The following is a 17,083-nucleotide window of genomic DNA, read 5'->3' as shown; positions in this document are numbered from 1 at the left end:
ATGAGCGTTCTGCCTAATCGTGATAGGCAAGCCGAACGGCGTGAGGCAACCAGGCGGGAGATCGTCGACGCCGCGTGGGAGATCGCGCGGCGCGACGGGCTGGGTGCGGTCACGTTGCGCGAGGTCGCGGCCATGATCGGGATGCGGTCGCCGTCGCTGTACTCGCACTTCGACTCGAAGAACGCCATCTACGACGCGATGTTCGGGCAGGGCTGGACGCTCTACCTCGCCGAGATGCGGGAGCACCGCCTGCCGCCGGCACCGCGGGAGGCGGTGCTGGCGATCGCCGAGCACTTCTTCGCGTTCTCGCTCGCCGACACCGCTCGCTACCAGCTGCTGAACCAGCACGCCATCCCCGGCTTCACGCCGTCGGACGCCGCCTACGCGCCGTCCGTCGAGGTCATCGGCCTGCTGCACGACGTCATGCGCGGGCTCGGCGTCACCGACGGTGCCGACGTGGACCTGTTCCTGGCGCTGTGCGGCGGCCTGCTCGACCGGCAACTCGCCAACGAGCCCGGCGGCGACCGCTGGCTGCGGCAGCTGCCCCGCGTGATCGACATGTTCGCCGACGAAGTCGGCCTGCCCGGACCGTCCCTGAGGAGCTCGAGATGACCGCCGCCCTTGCTGCCAGACCCCGTCCGTCGGCGCTGCACCGGGAGACCGCGATGCGGCTCGCGGCCACCGAGTACGACCGCGTCACCGCCCTGCTCTCAGGGCTCGCGCCGCAGGACTGGGACAAGCCGACGGACTGCCCGTCGTGGGACGTCCGTGCGATGGCCACGCACATGCTCGGCATGGCCGAGATGTCGGCGTCGATGATCGAGAGCGTGCGGCAGGCCAAGGCCGCTCAGGCCCGTGGCGGTGTCTTCATCGACGACCTGACGGCGGTGCAGGTCGAGGAACGCGCCGGCCTGACACCCGCCGCCGTCGTGGCCCGCTTCGCCGAGGTGGCACCGCGTGCGGTCAAGGGACGGCGCCGGGTGCCGCGGTTCGTGCGCGGGCGGAAGATGCCCGGTACCCAGCGGGTCAACGGCCGCGACGAGGCGTGGACGCTCGGCTTCCTCAACGACGTGATCATGACCCGCGACCCGTGGATGCACCGGAGCGACCTCGCGCTCGCGACCGGAGCCCCGATGGTGCTGACGGCCGAGCACGACGGCGTGCTGGTCGACGACGTGGTGCGCGAGTGGTTCGAGCGGCTGGGCAGCCCGGTCAGGTTGCGGCTGACCGGGCCCGCCGGAGGCGGCTGGGGCGAGGACGGGCCCGAAATGCAGTTCGACGCCGTCGAGTTCTGCCGGGCGCTCTGCGGCCGCGGGACCGCCCCACTGGACACCGAGGTGCCGTTCTAGGGGCGTGTCCCGCAAGTCCGTTCGATGAGAGTCACGGTCGAGAGACCCGGAGGCGGTGCCGCCGCGGCGCCCTCATACCGGGCGTATCCGGGTGTTGCGGCGGTGCCGCCTCCGGGGCCCTCGACCGCGACCATCGCGGACGAGACTTACGGGACACGCCCTAGGGGTCGACCCGGTCCAGGGCCGCGCCGTCCCACGTCGTCTGCGTGCACGCGACGCCCCGGCCGTTCTTGGGGCGCAGCACGTCGAAGATGTGCATGCGCGGGATCTTGTCCGACACGCCCCAGCCGCTCGGCCAGGTGATCACCCAGTCCATGTCGAGGTCGACCAGCAGGCCCAGCATGCGCGCGATGGTCGGGTCGTCGAGGCGTTCGAAGGCCTCGTCGAGCAGCACCAGGCGCAGCGGGTCGAACTCGTCGCTCACCGCGTCGTAGAAGCTCGCGGCGGCCGCGAACAGCGTCACGTACGAGATCAGGCGGGTCTCGCCGGACGAGAGCTGCCGGAGGCGGCGTTCGCGCGGGTTGCCGTCCGGGCCGGTGTCGGCGACGGTCACCGTGAACTGGTGCCACGTGCGGTAGTCGAGTGCGCGCGACAGGATCTCGGCGTAGCCGCCGGAGTGCGTGTCGCGCTCGTTCTCGATGCGTTCGGTGAAGACGCGGCGCAGCGTGGCGTCCTGCTCGGGCGTGCGTTCGCCGAACGGCAGCCGCACCAGCGCAAGCGCTTGCCTCGTCGCGTCGTCGAGGGCGCTGGACGACTTCCAGGCCAGCTTGACGTGCACGCCCTGGCTGGAGCGGGCCTGGCCGAGCACCTCGTTCATGCGCTTGGTCAGGTCCTCGGCGACGGTGATCTGGTTGCGCAGCCACTCGGCCAGGTCGCGGATCAGGTAGTCGGCGAAGATGCCCTGGTACCGCTCGTCGAGGAACCCGCGCTGCTCGGCCAGCTTCGTGGTGACCTGGCGGGCGGCGACGGCGACGGGCTTCGCGCCCTCCTCGCCGGTCACGGTGACGGTGAGCAGGCCCGCGTGCTGTTCGGCGGCGATGTCGTGGCTGCCTGCCAGTGAGGTCTGCAACGCCTGCAGCTTCGCGATCACGGTCGCCTCGGTGCCGCCCCGCCGGTCCGGGGTCTCGGCGATCGCCTGGCGCACCAGGGCTTCGTCGGGTGCCTCGGGGAAGGCGGCGGCCAGCAGACCGGGGGCGCGGACGGTCGCGCGGAAGTTGCCCGCGGCCCGTTCGAGTGCCTCGGCGGCGTCGGTGACCTGCGTGGAATTGTTCTCCAGCAACGCTTCCAGCTTCGCGGCCTGCTCACGCGCGGTCGTGATGCCCTCGCGCACGCCCTTGAGGTCCGTGCGCATCTTCTTGCGCGATTTCTCCAGCTGCGTGAGCTGTTCGCTGATCTCCTTGGCCTCACCGCCGACCGCGTCGGTCAGCTCGGCCAGCGTTCCCGCCTGGGCCGCGTGGTCGACGCAGCGGCTGTCGGCGTCGGCCTCCGCGGTCTGCCGGTCGGCGACGGCCTCGTGGTAGCGGTGCGAGGCGTCGGTGAGGTCGGAGATCGTGCCCTGGCACCGCCTCTTCACCGCGTCACCGAGCAGGTCCGCGGTCCGCTGGGCCTCCGCGGCCGCGGCCTGGGCCTGGCGCAGCGCCTCGGTGTCGGACGACAGGTCGGCGTCGCCCGCCTGCCGGGTCAGCTCACCGCGGGCCGCCTCGAGCCGGGAGTTGGCGTTCTCCAGGGCTTCCCGCAGTTCGAACGTGCGCTGCTGGGCCCGTGCCGCCGACTCCTCGGCGGCCTGGACGCGGCTGTGCTTCGCGATCAGCTCGCCGTCGCCGGGGAACGCCGCGAGGTGCGCCTCCCAGGTGGCGACGTGCTCGTGGGCGCGGGCCAGTTCGTCCTCGGCGGTGCCGAGCCGGTCGCGCAGATCGGCGAGCTCCTCCTCCAGGGCGGCGATGCGGCGGCCGCGGGCGGCCTCCCGCGCGCCCGCGCCGATGAACTCGGCCTCGGGCTTGGTCCAGCGGCCGGTCAGCACGCCCGTGCGCCAGTCGCCGGTCGTGGTCATGTCGTCCAGCGACACCGCTTTGAGCAGGTCGGCGACGAAGGACTCCGGCACCGGCGAGCCCTCGACGGCCGGCACGAGGTAGTCGGCCAGGGAACGGCCGTCGACGGCGGGCCGCGGGACGGCCAGGACGTCGCTCAGGTCGGCGTCGGCCGGGGTCACCCAGGCGTCCAGCAGGCCACTCGCCTGCAACGCCGCCTCCAGCCCCGCCCGTTCGTCGTCGGTCAGCGCCGGCACGAAGTCGACCAGCCGGTAGAAGGGCGCTCCGGCGGCGGAGTCGCGGTCCGCCGACGTGTACTGGCCGGGCACCGGCACGCGCTCGTTGCCCGAACGCAGGCCGACGAGCTCCTCGTCGAGCGTGTCCAGCCGCGCCCGCAGTTCGCTGCGCTGCTGGGTGAACGCGTGCGCGGCGTCGCGGGCCGTCTGCACGAGCGGTGCCGCCCACTCGCGGGCGGTCGTGCTCAGCGTCCTCGCGACGGCCGGATCGGCGGTCCGCGGCAGCTTCAGGGCCTCGGCGGGGCGTTCGTCGAGCAGCGGGCCGCTCGACGTCCACACCTCGACCTGCTCCAGCCAGGCCTGCACGACCTCGGCCAGCTCCTGCACCTCCTGGTTGCGCAACGAGGTCGACTCGGTCGCACCGAGTTGCGCGTCGCGGGCCTTCTGCCGCAACGACTCCACCTCGCGCTGCCGCGCGTCGAGGGCCAGCGCCTGCTCGTGCAGGGCCAGGGCGAGCGCACCCCGTTGACGTGCAAGGGAAGCGATGCCCGAGGTCTGGTCGACCACCGACGTCAGCGCGGCCAGCACGTCCTCGGTCGCGGCGGCCGGGGGCACGCGGCGTTCGATCGGCAGCGGCCCGGCCTCCGGGTCCGGCTTGGCCCGCACCGAAGCCGTGGTCACGCCTGCCTCGGCGGCCGGGACCTGCGGCACGTCCGGCGCGAGGTCCGGGTCCATGCCCGCGAGGCGCAGGTTCTCGCGCAACGGCTCACTCAGCGCGTCGGCGGCCTGGAGGTCCTCGGCGAGGCGGCGCAGCAGGCGCAGCACGTTGTCGACGGCCGCCTCCTCCTGGGCGCGCTGGCGGTGGGCGGTCTCCAGGGCGGCGACGGCGGAGGAACGCTTCTCCGCCACCAGGTTCTCGCGCGTCTTGAGGTCCTGCAGGTCGCGGAACGCCGGCAGTTCCTTCAGCGCCGCGATGGTCTCCTCGGCCTGTTGCTCGCCGGTCTCCATGTCGGTCAGCGCCTGCTCGGCCGCCGCCCGCTCCATCCGCGTGAGGTCCAGCTCCTGGGTGAGCTTCGACTGCTCTCGCCGCAGCTTGGCCACCGACTTCTCGGCGGCCTCCAGCCGTTCCGACGCGGACCGCAGCCCGCCGAACGCGTAGTCGCTGTAGGTCTTGAGGAACGTGCCGAGCGCACTGTCCGCAGAGGACAGTCGCACGATGTTCTCGCGGATCGACTCCAGGTCGTCGAACGACGTCGCGAGCTGCTCGACCATCGCCTGGTCCAGCGGCGGCAGGGCATCGCTCAGGATCTGTTCGAGCTGGCCCTCCAGCACCTTCAGGCCGACGTCCGGGTTGCGCAGTGTCCGCTGCAGGTGCAGCAGGTCGCCGTACCGCGCCGCCGGCACGCCGTAGACGGTCTCGGCGATCTTCGCCCGGAACGCCGGCTCCTCGAACATGCAGTCCGCGCCGATGAGGTCCCGCAGCTGCGCCGGGCCGTGCGGAACGCGCTCGGCACCCGCGAGCTGCAGTTCCGTGCCGACGCGCAGGGGCGTGACGAAGCGCCACGAGTCCGTGATGGCCTGCGAGGTCTTCGACGCCTTCACGCCCAGGCCGCACGTCAGGTACTCGTTGCCGGAGTGGTCCGCGGCCTCGCGGATCAGCTCGACCCACGTGTAGCCGATGCGGTTCGGGCCGCCGTCGTAGTCGTCCAGCATGAGACGCCGCAGACTGACCGTGTCGAAGCCCTTCGAGCCGACCTGGCGCAGGTCGCCGTCGAGGCACAGCGGGAGCAGCAGCTCCAGCGTGCGGGACTTGCCGGACCCGTTGGTGCCCTGGAAGATCGCGCGGCCACCGGAGAAGTCGAACGTCTGCTCGGTGTACTGCCAGATGTTGACCACGCCGCCGCGGTGCAGCCGCCACCTGCTCATGACACGTTCTCCTCGTCGAACAGGGACCAGCTCGGTACTTCGGGCACCACAACGGGTTCCGGTTGTTGTTGTTCTCGTTCCGGGTCGCCGTCGGGCGACGGCAGCCAGCGGTGCGCGGCCGCGCTGACCGACCACGAGCCGTCGTCGGCTCGCGCGGCCAAGCCCATGCGGCGCAACAGTTCTGTCACCTCGGCGACCAGCCGGTCGAGGTCGTCGGTGAACTGCTTCGACCACGCCGCGGGGTAGTCCTCGACCAGACCGGCGCAGACCTCGCGGAGGCGTTCGGCGGTGACGACGTGCCGTGCGGGCGCGTCCTCCTCCTCGCCGTCGAGCAGCTCGGGCAGGGCCAGCAGCGTGAGCCGCGCGACCGTCGAGACGCCGGGGAACGACAGGTCGGTCAGGAAGTCCTCGGGGTCGGCGGCGAGCACGCCCTCGACCCGGCACTCGGTGTGCAGGCCGAAAGCCTGCTCCAGCAACGCGGTCTCCTTGCGCTGGTTGCGGCGCAGCCAGTCCGCCTGCTCGGCCGGCAGGTCCGCGTAGAGCACCAGCGGTGTCTCGACCAGCCTGCGCCGCACCGCGTGCTCGATGCCGCGCGGACCGGGGCGGGCTGCCAGTTCGACGAGGTGGGCCGGGCTCTCGGCCTCGCCCACCGGGCCTGTCACGAGCTGGCCCAGCAGGTCGGTGTCGATGGTGATCAGCGCTTCCTGGGGCAGCACGTCCTGGGCGACCGAACCCTCGGTCTCCTGCAGCACGCCGAGGGACACGAGGTGGCGCAGGGCCGCGGTGAGCGCACGCCGTTCGGTGACGTCGTCCGGTGCGTTGATGCCCGCTTCCGCCGCGGCGGATCGGATGTCGGCGACCAGGCGGGACAGCAGCGTCTGCCGGCCGATGCCGGTGAGCACGGCGAGCGTCAGCGCCAGGTACGCGTAACCGCGCGGGGACATGCTGAGCACACCGCGCGTGTCGTCGTGGCCTGGACCGGACTTGTACAGGCGCGCGAACCGGCGTTCCACGACCAGCCGGTAGCCGAGCAGCCCCGCGAACAGGTCCTGGAGGGTCGCGCGGTGCCGGTAGACGAGGCTGAGCAGTTCGCCGTCCGGGCCGTCGGTGCGGAGCATTGGCCTGCGCAGCAACGTTCGTGCGCACCGCACCACGTTGGCGGCGTCGATGTCGGAGAGGTTGTCCAAGTGGTTCATCGCTTCAGTGCCACCGTTGCGTCGTGCAGGGTGAGCGTCCCGGCGGCCGACCTGATCCGGGTCGTCGTGCCGCGGGCGATCTCCAGTTCGAGGCCGCGCACGGGGTCGCTGGCCGAGCCGCTGTCGTTCGGGGAGTCGCGCTGGGCCATCGCGAGCGTCAGCAGCTCGCAGAAGACCTCCAGCGCGCCGTGCGTGAGCGTCGTGTTCTCCAGGTTTCCGGCGGCCTTGGTGAGCTCCGCGACGTGCCTCGCGCGGATCTCGTCCGCCTCGCGTGCCTCCGCCAGCAGCGACTGCTCGGTCATCGGGTCGTCGAGGATCCGGGACGGCCTGCCGCGCCCGCCCCGGTCGCCGCGGGTCCGGACGCTCACCGTGACGTCGCAGACCGGGCCGTCGCGCCACGGCGTGCGTTCGTTGTCCGAGTCGTGTTCGGGCGCGGGGGAGAGGTGCCGGGAGCTGTAGAGACCGAACGCGGAGGCGTAGATCTCGTGGGCTTGTTCCCTGGTCGAGGTGTCGAACCACTTCGCGAGCTTGAGCAGCTCGGCGCGGCGGCCCGGCAGGAGCCCGCCGCCGGACGTCGCGCGCTTCACGCTGGCCAGCAGGCTGCCGATGGCGCGGGCCGTGGCCTCGCGCAGGGCCGTGACCTGGCTCGGGCGGCCGGGGCGGTCGACGAACCAGTCCGTGAGCTCCTGCCAGTCCTCCGGCGTGCGGCCGCGGGCGCGTTCGACGTTGTGGCCGAGGTCGGTGCCGAGGAGCCGCAGGAGTTCGGTGCGGGCCTTCGTGAGGCCGGCCAGGGCCTCCGCGATCGGGGGCGTGTACTTCAGGACGTCCTCGACGACCCGCTGGATGTACTCGACCAGCAGGTTCCGGAAGCCCGCGATCTCCTCGGGCGCCAGGTGGTTCCTCGTGACGACCTGGCCGAGGTAGGCGTAGAAGTCGCGGACCGTCGCGGCGAGCTCGGCGTGCTGCAGGAACAGCGTCGTGACGCGTTCGGCCAGCAGCTCCCTGGTCCTGTCGCCCTCGTTGAGCAGGGCGACGGACAGCGATCCGCCCAGCTCGTTGAGGCCGCGTTCGATCGCGGGGAGCAGTTCGCGGGAGACCTCGCGGGCGCCCTCGGGGACCCTGAGCAGCTCGTCGACGTCGCGCTGCACGCGGACGGCCAGCTTGGACACCTGGTAGCGCACGCTGCCGTGCTGGAACTCGGCGATGCTCGCGGCGACGACCTCACGCCGCCCCTGGACCAGGTTGCCCCACTCGACGAGCTGCTTGAGGCGGTTGATGACGTTCTCGATGCGGCTCTCGCCCTGCTCGACGCGGCCCTCGCGCTCCTGCCCGGCCAGCGCGCCGGCGACCTCGCCCGCGCTCAGGTCCGCCAGCAGCGTGGAGGTGAACAGCCGCATGATCGCCAGGTACGTGCGCTGGTGATCGCGCGCGTCCAGATAGGCGTACAGCTTCAGCCGCTTGTGCTCCACGACCGGCCACCCTAATGCGCGCGCTCGCCCGACGCGGCGCTACCGTGCCTTCGACGAGCTGGGGAGGATGCCGTGGGTGCGGGGCGCGCGTTGGGGTTGTTGCTGGGCGTGGCCGCGGACGCGGTCTTCGGCGATCCGCGCCGATTTCACCCGGTAGCGGCATTCGGTTCGTCCGCCGCGGCCCTCGAGAAGCGGCTTTACGCCGACTCGCAGGCCGCCGGGACCGTCTACTCCGCCGTTCTGGTCGGCGGCACCGTGGCTCTCGGCGTGGCGGTGGAACGGGCCTCGCGCAAGCACTGGCTGCTGCAGACGGCGACCACGGCCCTCGCGACCTGGACGGTGCTCGGCGGCAACTCGCTGGCCACCGAGGGCACGTCGATGGGCCGGGAACTGGCCGACGGAGACCTGGACGCGGCCCGGACGCGGCTGCCGAGCCTGTGCGGCCGTGACGCGTCCCGGCTGGACACCACGGGCCTGGCGCGCGCGACCGTGGAGTCCGTGGCCGAGAACACCTCGGACGCCGTCGTGGCACCGCTGTTCTGGGGTGCGGTCGCCGGTGTCCCCGGCCTGCTGGGCTACCGCGCGGCGAACACCCTGGACGCCATGGTCGGCCACCGGTCCCCGCGCTACCTGCGGTTCGGCTGGGCCTCGGCCCGCTTCGACGACCTGCTGAACCTGGTGCCGTCGAGGCTGGCGGCCCTGCTGACGGTCGGCGGCGCACCGGTCGTCGGCGGCTCGGCCTCGCAGGCGCTGGAGACCTGGCGCCGTGACGCGTCAGCGCACCCGTCGCCCAACGCGGGCCAGGTGGAGGCGGCCTTCGCGGGCGCCCTGGAGATCAGGCTGGGCGGCCGCACCGTCTACTCGCACGGCGTGGAAGAGCGCCCGGTCCTCGGCCACGGCCGCAACCCGGACTCAGGGCACGTGACGCGTGCCGTGGAGCTGTCCCGGGTCGTGGGCTTCGGTGCCGGCTTCGTCAGCGCCGTCATCGCCCTCTTCCGCAAGTAGCTCGGCGATCGACTTCTTCTTTTTCCTGCCCTCGTAGAGCACGCCACCCGGCCGCGCCTCGCGGATCGTGAAGTACAGCCAGCCGCCGACCGCCATCACGCCGAACGCGATCCACTGCAGCGCGTAGGAGAAGAACGGCCCGGACTCGATCCGCGGCAGCGGCAACGTGTCCAGCGCACCGGGCTGCTTCTCGATCAGCTGGTAGTAGCCGGGCTCGATGCCCGGACCGACCGCGTTGTTGTTGATCGAGTAGATCTGCTTGCGGCCGTCCTGCTCGAACGCGGGCTGGTCGTTCGACTCGTTGGGCCTGGCGAGCCCGATGAGCGTGACCTCGCCGGTGGGCGGCGCGTCGAAGTTCGGTGGCTTGATGCCGTTGATCGGCCGGACGTACCCACGGTCGATGAGGATCCGGTGGCCCGTCGTGGTCTCGAACGGCGTGATGACCTCGAACGCCGCCTCGCCCTGAACCGTGCGCAGCCGTGCGAGCGCTTCCAGTTCCGGCAGGTAGCGGCCCTTGATCTCGACCTTCTGCCACTCGTCGTGCTTCGCGCCGAACTGGGCGGGATCGCTCTTCAGCGACTTGGTGATGGCGGAGTTCTGCTCCTGGCGTTCGTCGTTGCGGCCGAACTGCCACGGCGACAGGAGGTAGATGCAGGCACCCGCGAACACCCAGACGGCCAGGGTCAGCGCCAGCCAGCCCGGCTTGAGGAGGAACTTGAACCGCACGTCCTCACGGTAGATGACCGGTCAGAGCGCCCTGAGTGCGGCCACTGACTGCACCAACCCGCAGCGTTCGAGCGAGGCGAGGACGTCCCCGATCGTGCCCGGTGGCTTGCGCCACGAGTTCGCGATCTGCTGGACGCAGCTCCACACGACCTTGGCGTCGAGCCCGATCTGGTCGCTGACGAAGTCGTCCGCCGACTTGGGCTCGATGTCCCAGGGGTACGAAGCTTCTTCCGGGAAGTCCTTGAGGTTGTCGGTCACGATCACTTGAGCGCGGGTCCGGATCGCGGCGGCGAGCACATGACGGTCGTCGGGGTCCGGCAGATCCAGCATGGGGATCAGCGGTTCGTACCCGCTGACCAGGCAGTCTCGGACGGCCTTCACCATCAGGACTCGAGTGCGGTCGAGCACGTCGCATGCCAGGTCAGGTCGGTTCTTGCGGACGTTCCTGAACACCTCGTCCAAGATCTGGTCAGTCCACTTCGCCTGGACGAGACCAGATGCCGCGATTCGGATGAGCAGATCTCGCAGCGTGTTCGGGTAGAGGACGTTGGCGTCGTAAAGGACGACGAAGCTCACTTACGCCAGGCCCATCTCTTGCGTGAGTGCCGACAACTCGTCCGCGGCTTGGCGCCTGCGCTGGTCGTCGTTGCGCAGGTACTCCGTCAGCGAGACAGCCTTGATCCGGCGGTGTTTGCCGACCTTCCGGTACTCGATCACACCGGCTTCGAGCAGTCCGATCAGGTACGGCCGGGAGACGTTCAACAGGTCGGCCGCCTGTTGGGTGGTCAGCTCCGCGTCAACGGGGACCACGACCACCCCATGACCTGCGGCCATGTAGGCGAGCACCTGCGTGAAAACCTCGACAGCTGCGCGTGGCAGCGTCAGTACTTCGCCGTCTTCTTCAACGCGGACGCGGACCAGGTCGTCGTTCTCCCGGTGGAGGTTCAGGTACGCCTTGACCGTGGGCAGTGCTGCGTCAGCCGTGACGATGTCCTCACTGTCAGGCTGTACCGGTTGCAATGCTGCACTCATCCACACCACCTCCCTGATCGAAGTATCCGCAGTATTCGAAGCAAACGCAACGCGCTATCGGGTGAGCTGAACCTCGTGGAACTGGGTCACGAACCCCTCGCCCTCGGGGCTCGCCGCCATGATCCCCACCCTGACCTCCACGTCAGGCGGGAAGTACGCCTGACGCAGCAGCGTCACCGGCTCCTGCCCGTCGGTCCCGTACCGCACCCAGACCGCGTCACCGCTGCGTTCGGCACTGACGGTGAACCGCTCGAACGGCTCCACGCGCGCGACGTTCCAGTCCGAGAAGCCCCGCGTCACCACCGTGCTGGCCCGCAGTTCCCCGTCGAACAGCTCGACCCCGGCCTTGATCCAGGTCTCCCCGTCGGCCAGCAGCCCGACGCCGGCCTGGTCGTACTGCGCCGCGTACTCGCCGGTGAAGGTGGCGGTGATGGTGAAGTCCCCGGTGAGGCTCAGGGCGTAGAGGTGGCCGTTGTCGCGGGTGATGCCGTTGCCGGTGAGGCGCCAGAGGTCGCTGCCCGGGTCGGCGTGCACGGTCAGCGGGGTGGGAGACCACTTCTGCGGCTCGTTGAGCCACGTCCAGCCGGTGAGGTCCATGGACGTCATCCTTGCAAAGCTGCGCGTGCCGCGGCCATGGCCTGCGAGCGGTATCCGCCGCCGAACAGCACGGCGTGCACGAGCAGCGGGAACAGTTGGTGCAACGGCACCCGCGCCTGCCAGCCGTCTGCCAGCGGCGCGACCTCCCGGTAGGCGCCGAGCACGTGGTCGAGGAACGGGCAGCCGAAGAGCTGCAGCATCGCGAGATCGCTCTCCCGGTGGCCGCCGTGGGCCGCGGGGTCGATGAGCCACACCTGGCCGTCGGCGCCCCACAGGACGTTGCCGCTCCACAGGTCGCCGTGCAGCCGTGCGGGAGGTTCCGGCGGACCGGAGAGTTCGGTGATCCGCGAGCACACCTCGCCGACGTCGATGCCCGCCTGCCGTGCGTACGGCGCGATTCGCTGTGATGCGAACCACTTTGGCCACTCCGGAGCGGGCTCGTTGACCATCTCGGCCAGGCCGATCGTGGCCTCGCGCGGGCCGCCGGGAGGCGGGGAGCCGAACGCCGGGGCTCCCGCGAGGTGCAGGGTGGCCAGCCGGCGGCCGAAGGTCACGGCCGCCTGAAGATTCGGCTCGCCCGCCGGGATCTCGTCGATCACCAGCGTGCCCCCGGAAGCGCTGTGCACCGAGGGGATCGGCGGGCCGCCGTCCACACGTAGCCACCGCAGGCCCGCGGCCTCGGCGGCGGTGCCCTGGGGTGACTGGTGCTTCGTCCTCAGAGCCGCTCGCGGACCCACGTGACCAGCCCCGGCATCGCCGCCTCGATCATCACCAGCACCTCGGCGAACCCGGCGTCGTCGCCGTAGTACGGGTCCGGCACGTCCACGTCGTCGGCGTCCGGGTCGAACGAACGGAGCAGTCGCACCCGTTCGGGATCGGCCATCCGGCGCAACGCGCGGGCGTGACCGGAGTCGAGTGCCACCAGCAGATCCGCGTCCAGGTGCTCGGCGCCGACCTGCGCGGCCACGTGGTCGACGGGATATCCGTTGTCCGCCAACGTCTTCAACGAGCGCGGGTCGGCCGGGTCGCCGACGTGCCACCCGCCGGTCCCGGCACTGGACACCCGGACCTCCGACGACAATCCTTCCCGGGACAACCATTCCCGGAAGACGAGCGCTGCCACGGGGGACCGGCAGATGTTGCCGGTGCAGACGAACGAGACGTGCATGTCGAGCAGCCTATGTGGTGCCGCCGCACGGTAACGCTCAACCGTTGTCGCAAGATGTACGGACAAACGACATGGAGGCCGCCCATGCAGACAGGTACCGACGTGCCCCCGCAACGGGAGATCATCGGGTGCACCGACGCCCTCGGGCGCCGTCGCGCGTTCGAGGTGTACCTCAACGAGAAGGGTCGCGTCTGCTTCCGCACCCCGCCCGGTGAGTCCGCGCAGCTCGACGCGTTCCAGCTGGACGAGCTGATCAGCCACCTCACCGAGCTCCGCCGCTACATGCAGTGACGCGCCTGTCTGAGCCGGTCGCCTAGAATTCAGGCGATGACCAGCCCAGACCTGCGCCACCACGGTGACGTCGACGCCGCACCAGGCCTCGCAGACTTCGCCGTCAACGTGCGGGTGCCGCACCCGCCCGATTGGCTGCGCGAACGGCTGGCCGCGGCGCTCGGCGACCTCGGGCGTTACCCCTCGAAACTCGCCGAAGACCGCGCTCGTGAGGCCGTCGCACGCCGGCACGGGCGCTCTCCGGACGAGGTTCTGCTGCTCAACGGTGCCGCGGAGGGCTTCGCGCTGCTGCCGAAGCTCGCGCCGCGCCGTGCCGCGATCGTCCACCCCGGGTTCACCGAGCCCGAGGTGGCCTTTCGCGATGCCGGGATTCCGGTCGACCACGTGCTGCTCGACGGCGACTTCCGCCTGCGGGACGTGACCTCGGACGCCGACCTCACCGTCATCGGCAACCCCACGAACCCGACGTCCGTGCTGCACGAGGCCGCCGCGCTCAAGGCGTTGCCCGGCAGGGTGGTCGTCGACGAGGCGTTCATGGACGCCGTCCCCGGCGAGCCCGAGTCGCTCGCGCACGACCCCGGCGTGCTGGTGCTGCGCAGCCTGACCAAGACCTGGGGTCTCGCGGGGTTGCGCGCCGGCTACTTCCTCGGCGACCCGGAGACGCTCGCGAGGCTCGCGCACGGCCGTCCGCACTGGCCAGTGGGCAGTCTCACGCTGGAAGCGATCACGGCGTGCTGCGAACCGGAGGCGCTCGAGCAGTCCGCGCGGTTCGCGCTGGAGGCCGAGCAGTACGCCGCGCATGCGTTGGAGCAGCTCCAAGACCTCGTCGTCGTTGCTCCGAAGGGGCCGTTCTTGCTGATCAGGGCGCCGCGAGGCGCGCGGCAGGCGTTGCGGGACAAGGGGATCGCGGTGCGGCGCTGCGACACGTTCCCTGGGCTCGACGACACGTACCTGCGCGTGGCGATCCGGCCGCCGGAGGAGTTCGCTGTGTTCGTGGACGCGTTGCGCGTCGTGATGGAGGAACTGGCGTGAAGCTCGCCGACGTGATCGCGGTCCTGGAGTCCGCGTATCCGCCGAAGACCGCCGAGAACTGGGACGCGGTCGGCCTGGTCTGCGGTGATCCGCGGGAGGAGGTCGCCAGGGTCCTGGTCTGCGTCGACCCGACGTCGTCCACTGTGGACGAGGCCGTCGAACGGGGCGCGCAGCTCGTGCTCGCGCACCACCCGCTGCTCCTCAAGGGCGTCAACGGTGTCCCGGCCGACGACCCCAAGGGTGCGTTGGTGCACAAGCTGATCCGCAACGGCGCCGCCCTGTACTGCGCGCACACCAACGCCGACTCGGCGTCGCCGGGTGTCTCGGACGCGCTCGCGAAGGCCATCGGGCTGACGGTCACCGGTCCGCTCGAGGCGGCGCTGACGGAGGACACGGGCATCGGCCGCATCGGCGAGCTCCCCGAGGCCGAGCCGCTCAGGGCCTTCGCCCAGCGCGTGGCCGACGCGCTGCCCGTGACCGTCCAGGGCGTCCGGGCGGCGGGAGACCCGGAACGCCTGGTCAAGCGGGTCGCGGTCTGCGGTGGTGCGGGAGACGGCTTCCTGGACGTGGTCAAGCGGGCCGGCGTCGACGCCTACGTCACCGCGGACCTCCGGCACCACCCGGCGAGCGAGCACGTCGAGTCCGGCGGGCCCGCGTTGGTCGACGTCGCGCACTGGGCCAGCGAGTGGCCGTGGTGCGAGCAGGCGGCGGAGATCCTGCGGTCCGCCTTCGGCGGTAGGGTCGACGTACTCGTCTCCACCCGCCGGACCGACCCGTGGACCGTCGGTGCGACGAGCACAGCAGTAGGAGGACATGCGTGAAAGCCGATCCCGCAGTGCAGCGCAGGCTGCTCGACCTGGCCGCGGTCGACGCCGAACTGGCGCGTGTCACCCACCGCCGCCGCACGCTGCCGGAGATCACGGAGATCAACGAGGTCGAGAAGCAGGTGCGCGCCAAGCAGGACGCGCTGGTGGCCGTCGAGACGACGCTCACCGACCTCGACCGCGACGTGAAGCGCCAGGAAACCGAGATCGACCAGGTCCGTGCCCGCGGTGAGCGCGACCGCAAGCTGATGCAGTCCGGCTCCGTCGGCTCCAAGCAGCTCACCGACCTGGAGCACGAGCTCGCCACCATCCAGCGCCGTCAGGGCATCCTCGAAGACGACCTGCTGGAACTGATGGAACGCCGCGAAGCCGTCGACGCCGACGCCTCCTTCGCGCGCGTGGAGCTCGACAAGGCCCGCGAGACGCTGGAGGACGCCACGCGCCGCCGTGACGCCGCTCTCGCCGATCTGGAGTCGACCGAGACCCGCCGCACCGCCGACCGTTCGGCGATGGCGAAGGGTTTCCCGGACGACCTGCTGAAGCTCTACGACCGCCAGCGCGAGCAGCGCGGCATCGGCGCCGCGCCGTTCCAGTCGCGCCGGTGCGGAGCGTGCCGGATCGAGCTGGACCGCGGTGCGGTGTCGAAGCTCAAGGAAGCGGCGGCGGACGAGATCGTGCGCTGTGAGGAGTGCGGCACGATCCTGGTCCGCATCGCGGAGCCCAAGGTCTGAGTCGCCGGACGAACGCAGGCCCGGTAGGAACAGTTTCCTGTTCCTACCGGGCCTTCTTCGTCTCCGAAGCGCCCCTCACTCGCCACGGCGCCGCAGCCGCAGCGCCGAGACGAGGAAGAACACACCACCGATCGCCGCGTAGCCCGCGAGGTTGCGCAACGTCGCGTCCGGAGCGCTCGCCTGCAGGAAGAACGACGTCCCGGCGAGCGTCGAGATCGCACCGCTGATGATCATCGGCCACTGCCCGCCGAGGCTGCGCCGCACGACACCGGCGGCGAGCTGCGCCACACCGGACACGACGGCCCACACGCCCCACACCTGCAGGACCGCCGGGATGCCGGACGTCACCGCGAACGCCAGGCCCGCCGCCGCGAGCGTGCTGACGGCGATGTTGGCGTAGAGGGCCGCGGACGCCCGGCCGGCGCGTGCCGCCCGGCTGTCGACGACGATCGCAGCCACGTCGAAGAGCGGGTAGAGCACCAGCAACGTGCCGCTGACCGGGCCGATCTCCGTCGCGGTGAGGAACAGCAGCACCGCCCACACGACCGCGAACCCGAAGCGGACGAGGTAGAGCGTGCGGAGGGCGGGGGCGAGGCCTGCGGGTGACGCTGCGTCGATGCTCACGGGATGTCCTTGAAGTAGGGAGAACGTTCTTTCTGCTTCGAGGCTGGCAGCCTTCCGCTCGCCTGTCAAGACCGAACGTTCTCTCTGCTACCGTCGGAAGGGTGACCCGCACCGTGTCCGACGCCAGGAACCGCCTGCTGGGAACGGCCAGCCGGCTGTTCTACGCGGAGGGCCTGCACTCCGTCGGAGTCGACCGCATCCTCGCCGAGGCGAAGGTGACCCGCGCGACGATGTACCGCCACTTCGCGGGCAAGGAGGACCTCGTCCTCGCCTACCTGACCGAGGCCGACCACGCGACCCGCCGCAACGTCGAAGCGGGCGTGGCAGCGGCGCCGGACGACGCGGACGCCGTGCGTTCCGTCGCGAGGGGGATCGCCGCGCACATCCGCCTGGAGGAGTTCCGCGGCTGCGCCTTCCTCAACGCCGCGGCGGAGTACGCCGACCCCGGACACCCCGTGCACCAGGCGGTCCTGGCGCACCGCCAATGGTTCCTCGACACCGTCACGGCCCTGCTCGCCCGCGTGGGAGACGCTCCAGCGGAGCGCGACGGCAGGCATTTCGTGATGCTGCGCGACGGCGCGATGGCGGCCGGCTGCCTCTCGGATCCCGGCCCGATCGGCGACACCCTCCTCGAAGCAGTGGAAGGCATCCTCCGAGCACGTGCCTGAATCACGGGATCACTCGAGAACCAAGGAACATCGCTGACCAACGCCATGACGCCGGTCGACCCCACCACGCCGGTCGAACCCTGGGTGGTGGTGGCGCAGAACGGCGATCGCTCGGTGCGGGAGCAGGTGGCGGCGATCGAGTCCGCCGGCGTCGTCCGGCGCCTGGCCCCGGGAAGATGACC

The 17,083-nt window shown here is 71.1% G+C and carries 19 protein-coding genes; 9 read left to right on the top strand and 10 right to left on the bottom strand.

Annotated elements, in window-relative coordinates:
* Positions 1 to 612, top strand: coding sequence for a TetR/AcrR family transcriptional regulator (locus DFR72_RS13890; protein ID WP_090065747.1), 612 nt, complete (start codon positions 1 to 3; stop codon positions 610 to 612).
* Positions 609 to 1,349: a maleylpyruvate isomerase family mycothiol-dependent enzyme gene (locus DFR72_RS13885; RefSeq protein ID WP_211335426.1), complete on the top strand. Its 741-nt coding sequence runs from the start codon at positions 609 to 611 to the stop codon at positions 1,347 to 1,349. The genes DFR72_RS13890 and DFR72_RS13885 overlap by 4 nt, the downstream gene beginning before the upstream one ends.
* Before the next feature lie 160 nt (positions 1,350 to 1,509).
* Here the strand turns inward: DFR72_RS13885 and DFR72_RS13880 are convergent, their stop codons facing one another.
* From DFR72_RS13880 to DFR72_RS13870, 3 genes are read right to left on the bottom strand one after another with little or no spacing between them, the layout of a single operon-like run.
* A complete protein-coding gene (locus tag DFR72_RS13880; RefSeq protein ID WP_090065748.1) occupies positions 1,510 to 5,538 on the bottom strand; it encodes a TIGR02680 family protein in 4,029 nt (1,342 codons plus the stop codon).
* Entirely contained in the window at positions 5,535 to 6,734 is a 1,200-nt protein-coding gene (locus tag DFR72_RS13875) for a TIGR02678 family protein (RefSeq protein WP_090065749.1), read from the bottom strand. Before DFR72_RS13875 ends, DFR72_RS13880 begins: the two co-directional genes overlap by 4 nt.
* Positions 6,731 to 8,203 carry a DUF2397 domain-containing protein gene (locus tag DFR72_RS13870; protein WP_090065750.1) on the bottom strand — a complete coding sequence of 491 codons (1,473 nt, stop codon included), beginning with the start codon at positions 8,201 to 8,203 and terminating at the stop codon, positions 6,731 to 6,733. The genes DFR72_RS13875 and DFR72_RS13870 overlap by 4 nt, the downstream gene beginning before the upstream one ends.
* 72 nt (positions 8,204 to 8,275) lie before the next feature.
* Here DFR72_RS13870 and DFR72_RS13865 point away from each other — a divergent pair, with 72 nt between their 5' ends.
* On the top strand, positions 8,276 to 9,208 hold the full coding sequence (locus DFR72_RS13865; protein ID WP_090065751.1) for a cobalamin biosynthesis protein: 933 nt from the start codon (positions 8,276 to 8,278) through the stop codon (positions 9,206 to 9,208).
* Here the strand turns inward: DFR72_RS13865 and DFR72_RS13860 are convergent.
* From DFR72_RS13860 to DFR72_RS46855, 6 genes are read right to left on the bottom strand one after another with little or no spacing between them, the layout of a single operon-like run.
* Positions 9,116 to 9,934 carry an SURF1 family cytochrome oxidase biogenesis protein gene (locus tag DFR72_RS13860; protein WP_090065752.1) on the bottom strand — a complete coding sequence of 273 codons (819 nt, stop codon included), beginning with the start codon at positions 9,932 to 9,934 and terminating at the stop codon, positions 9,116 to 9,118. The two genes, DFR72_RS13865 and DFR72_RS13860, sit on opposite strands and share 93 nt — an antisense overlap.
* Before the next feature lie 21 nt (positions 9,935 to 9,955).
* Complete coding sequence (locus DFR72_RS13855; RefSeq protein ID WP_090065753.1) at positions 9,956 to 10,510, bottom strand: PIN domain-containing protein; 555 nt, start codon at positions 10,508 to 10,510, stop codon at positions 9,956 to 9,958.
* Positions 10,511 to 10,966, bottom strand: a complete 456-nt coding sequence (locus tag DFR72_RS13850; RefSeq protein ID WP_090065859.1) for a helix-turn-helix domain-containing protein — start codon at positions 10,964 to 10,966, stop codon at positions 10,511 to 10,513. It abuts the gene before it with no gap.
* Positions 10,967 to 11,020: 54 nt separating this feature from the next.
* The gene (locus DFR72_RS13845) at positions 11,021 to 11,572 is read right to left on the bottom strand and encodes a DUF1349 domain-containing protein (RefSeq protein WP_090065754.1); all 552 of its coding nucleotides are present in this window, start codon (positions 11,570 to 11,572) and stop codon (positions 11,021 to 11,023) included.
* Positions 11,569 to 12,300, bottom strand: coding sequence for a fructosamine kinase family protein (locus tag DFR72_RS13840; RefSeq protein ID WP_245982915.1), 732 nt, complete (start codon positions 12,298 to 12,300; stop codon positions 11,569 to 11,571). Before DFR72_RS13840 ends, DFR72_RS13845 begins: the two co-directional genes overlap by 4 nt.
* A complete protein-coding gene (locus DFR72_RS46855; RefSeq protein WP_281273324.1) occupies positions 12,279 to 12,731 on the bottom strand; it encodes a low molecular weight protein-tyrosine-phosphatase in 453 nt (150 codons plus the stop codon). The genes DFR72_RS13840 and DFR72_RS46855 overlap by 22 nt, the downstream gene beginning before the upstream one ends.
* An 84-nt stretch (positions 12,732 to 12,815) precedes the next feature.
* On the opposite strand from DFR72_RS46855, the gene DFR72_RS13835 reads away from it, so the two are divergent.
* The 4 genes from DFR72_RS13835 to DFR72_RS13820 are packed head-to-tail and all read left to right on the top strand — an operon-like array spanning position 12,816 to position 15,609.
* On the top strand, positions 12,816 to 13,022 hold the full coding sequence (locus tag DFR72_RS13835; protein WP_030472678.1) for a hypothetical protein: 207 nt from the start codon (positions 12,816 to 12,818) through the stop codon (positions 13,020 to 13,022).
* Between the two features lie 36 nt (positions 13,023 to 13,058).
* The gene (gene cobC / locus DFR72_RS13830; RefSeq protein ID WP_090065756.1) at positions 13,059 to 14,054 is read left to right on the top strand and encodes an Rv2231c family histidinol phosphate aminotransferase CobC; all 996 of its coding nucleotides are present in this window, start codon (positions 13,059 to 13,061) and stop codon (positions 14,052 to 14,054) included.
* On the top strand, positions 14,051 to 14,875 hold the full coding sequence (locus DFR72_RS13825; protein ID WP_090065757.1) for a Nif3-like dinuclear metal center hexameric protein: 825 nt from the start codon (positions 14,051 to 14,053) through the stop codon (positions 14,873 to 14,875). Before cobC ends, DFR72_RS13825 begins: the two co-directional genes overlap by 4 nt.
* Complete coding sequence (locus DFR72_RS13820) at positions 14,872 to 15,609, top strand: zinc ribbon domain-containing protein (RefSeq protein ID WP_090065758.1); 738 nt, start codon at positions 14,872 to 14,874, stop codon at positions 15,607 to 15,609. The genes DFR72_RS13825 and DFR72_RS13820 overlap by 4 nt, the downstream gene beginning before the upstream one ends.
* A gap of 75 nt (positions 15,610 to 15,684) precedes the next feature.
* Here DFR72_RS13820 and DFR72_RS13815 read toward each other — a convergent pair whose 3' ends face one another.
* Positions 15,685 to 16,233, bottom strand: a complete 549-nt coding sequence (locus DFR72_RS13815; RefSeq protein ID WP_170176264.1) for a hypothetical protein — start codon at positions 16,231 to 16,233, stop codon at positions 15,685 to 15,687.
* Between the two features lie 113 nt (positions 16,234 to 16,346).
* Here DFR72_RS13815 and DFR72_RS13810 point away from each other — a divergent pair, with 113 nt between their 5' ends.
* Together DFR72_RS13810 and DFR72_RS47480 are read left to right on the top strand one after the other, a co-directional pair.
* Positions 16,347 to 16,901: a TetR/AcrR family transcriptional regulator gene (locus DFR72_RS13810; RefSeq protein ID WP_090065861.1), complete on the top strand. Its 555-nt coding sequence runs from the start codon at positions 16,347 to 16,349 to the stop codon at positions 16,899 to 16,901.
* 45 nt (positions 16,902 to 16,946) lie between these two features.
* Entirely contained in the window at positions 16,947 to 17,081 is a 135-nt protein-coding gene (locus DFR72_RS47480) for a hypothetical protein (protein ID WP_256239117.1), read from the top strand.
* Positions 17,082 to 17,083: the final 2 nt, after the last annotated feature.

The organism is Lentzea flaviverrucosa, from assembly GCF_003350445.1.
GTDB lineage: Bacteria > Actinomycetota > Actinomycetes > Mycobacteriales > Pseudonocardiaceae > Lentzea > Lentzea californiensis.
This window is presented reverse-complemented; position numbering and strand designations above follow the sequence as displayed.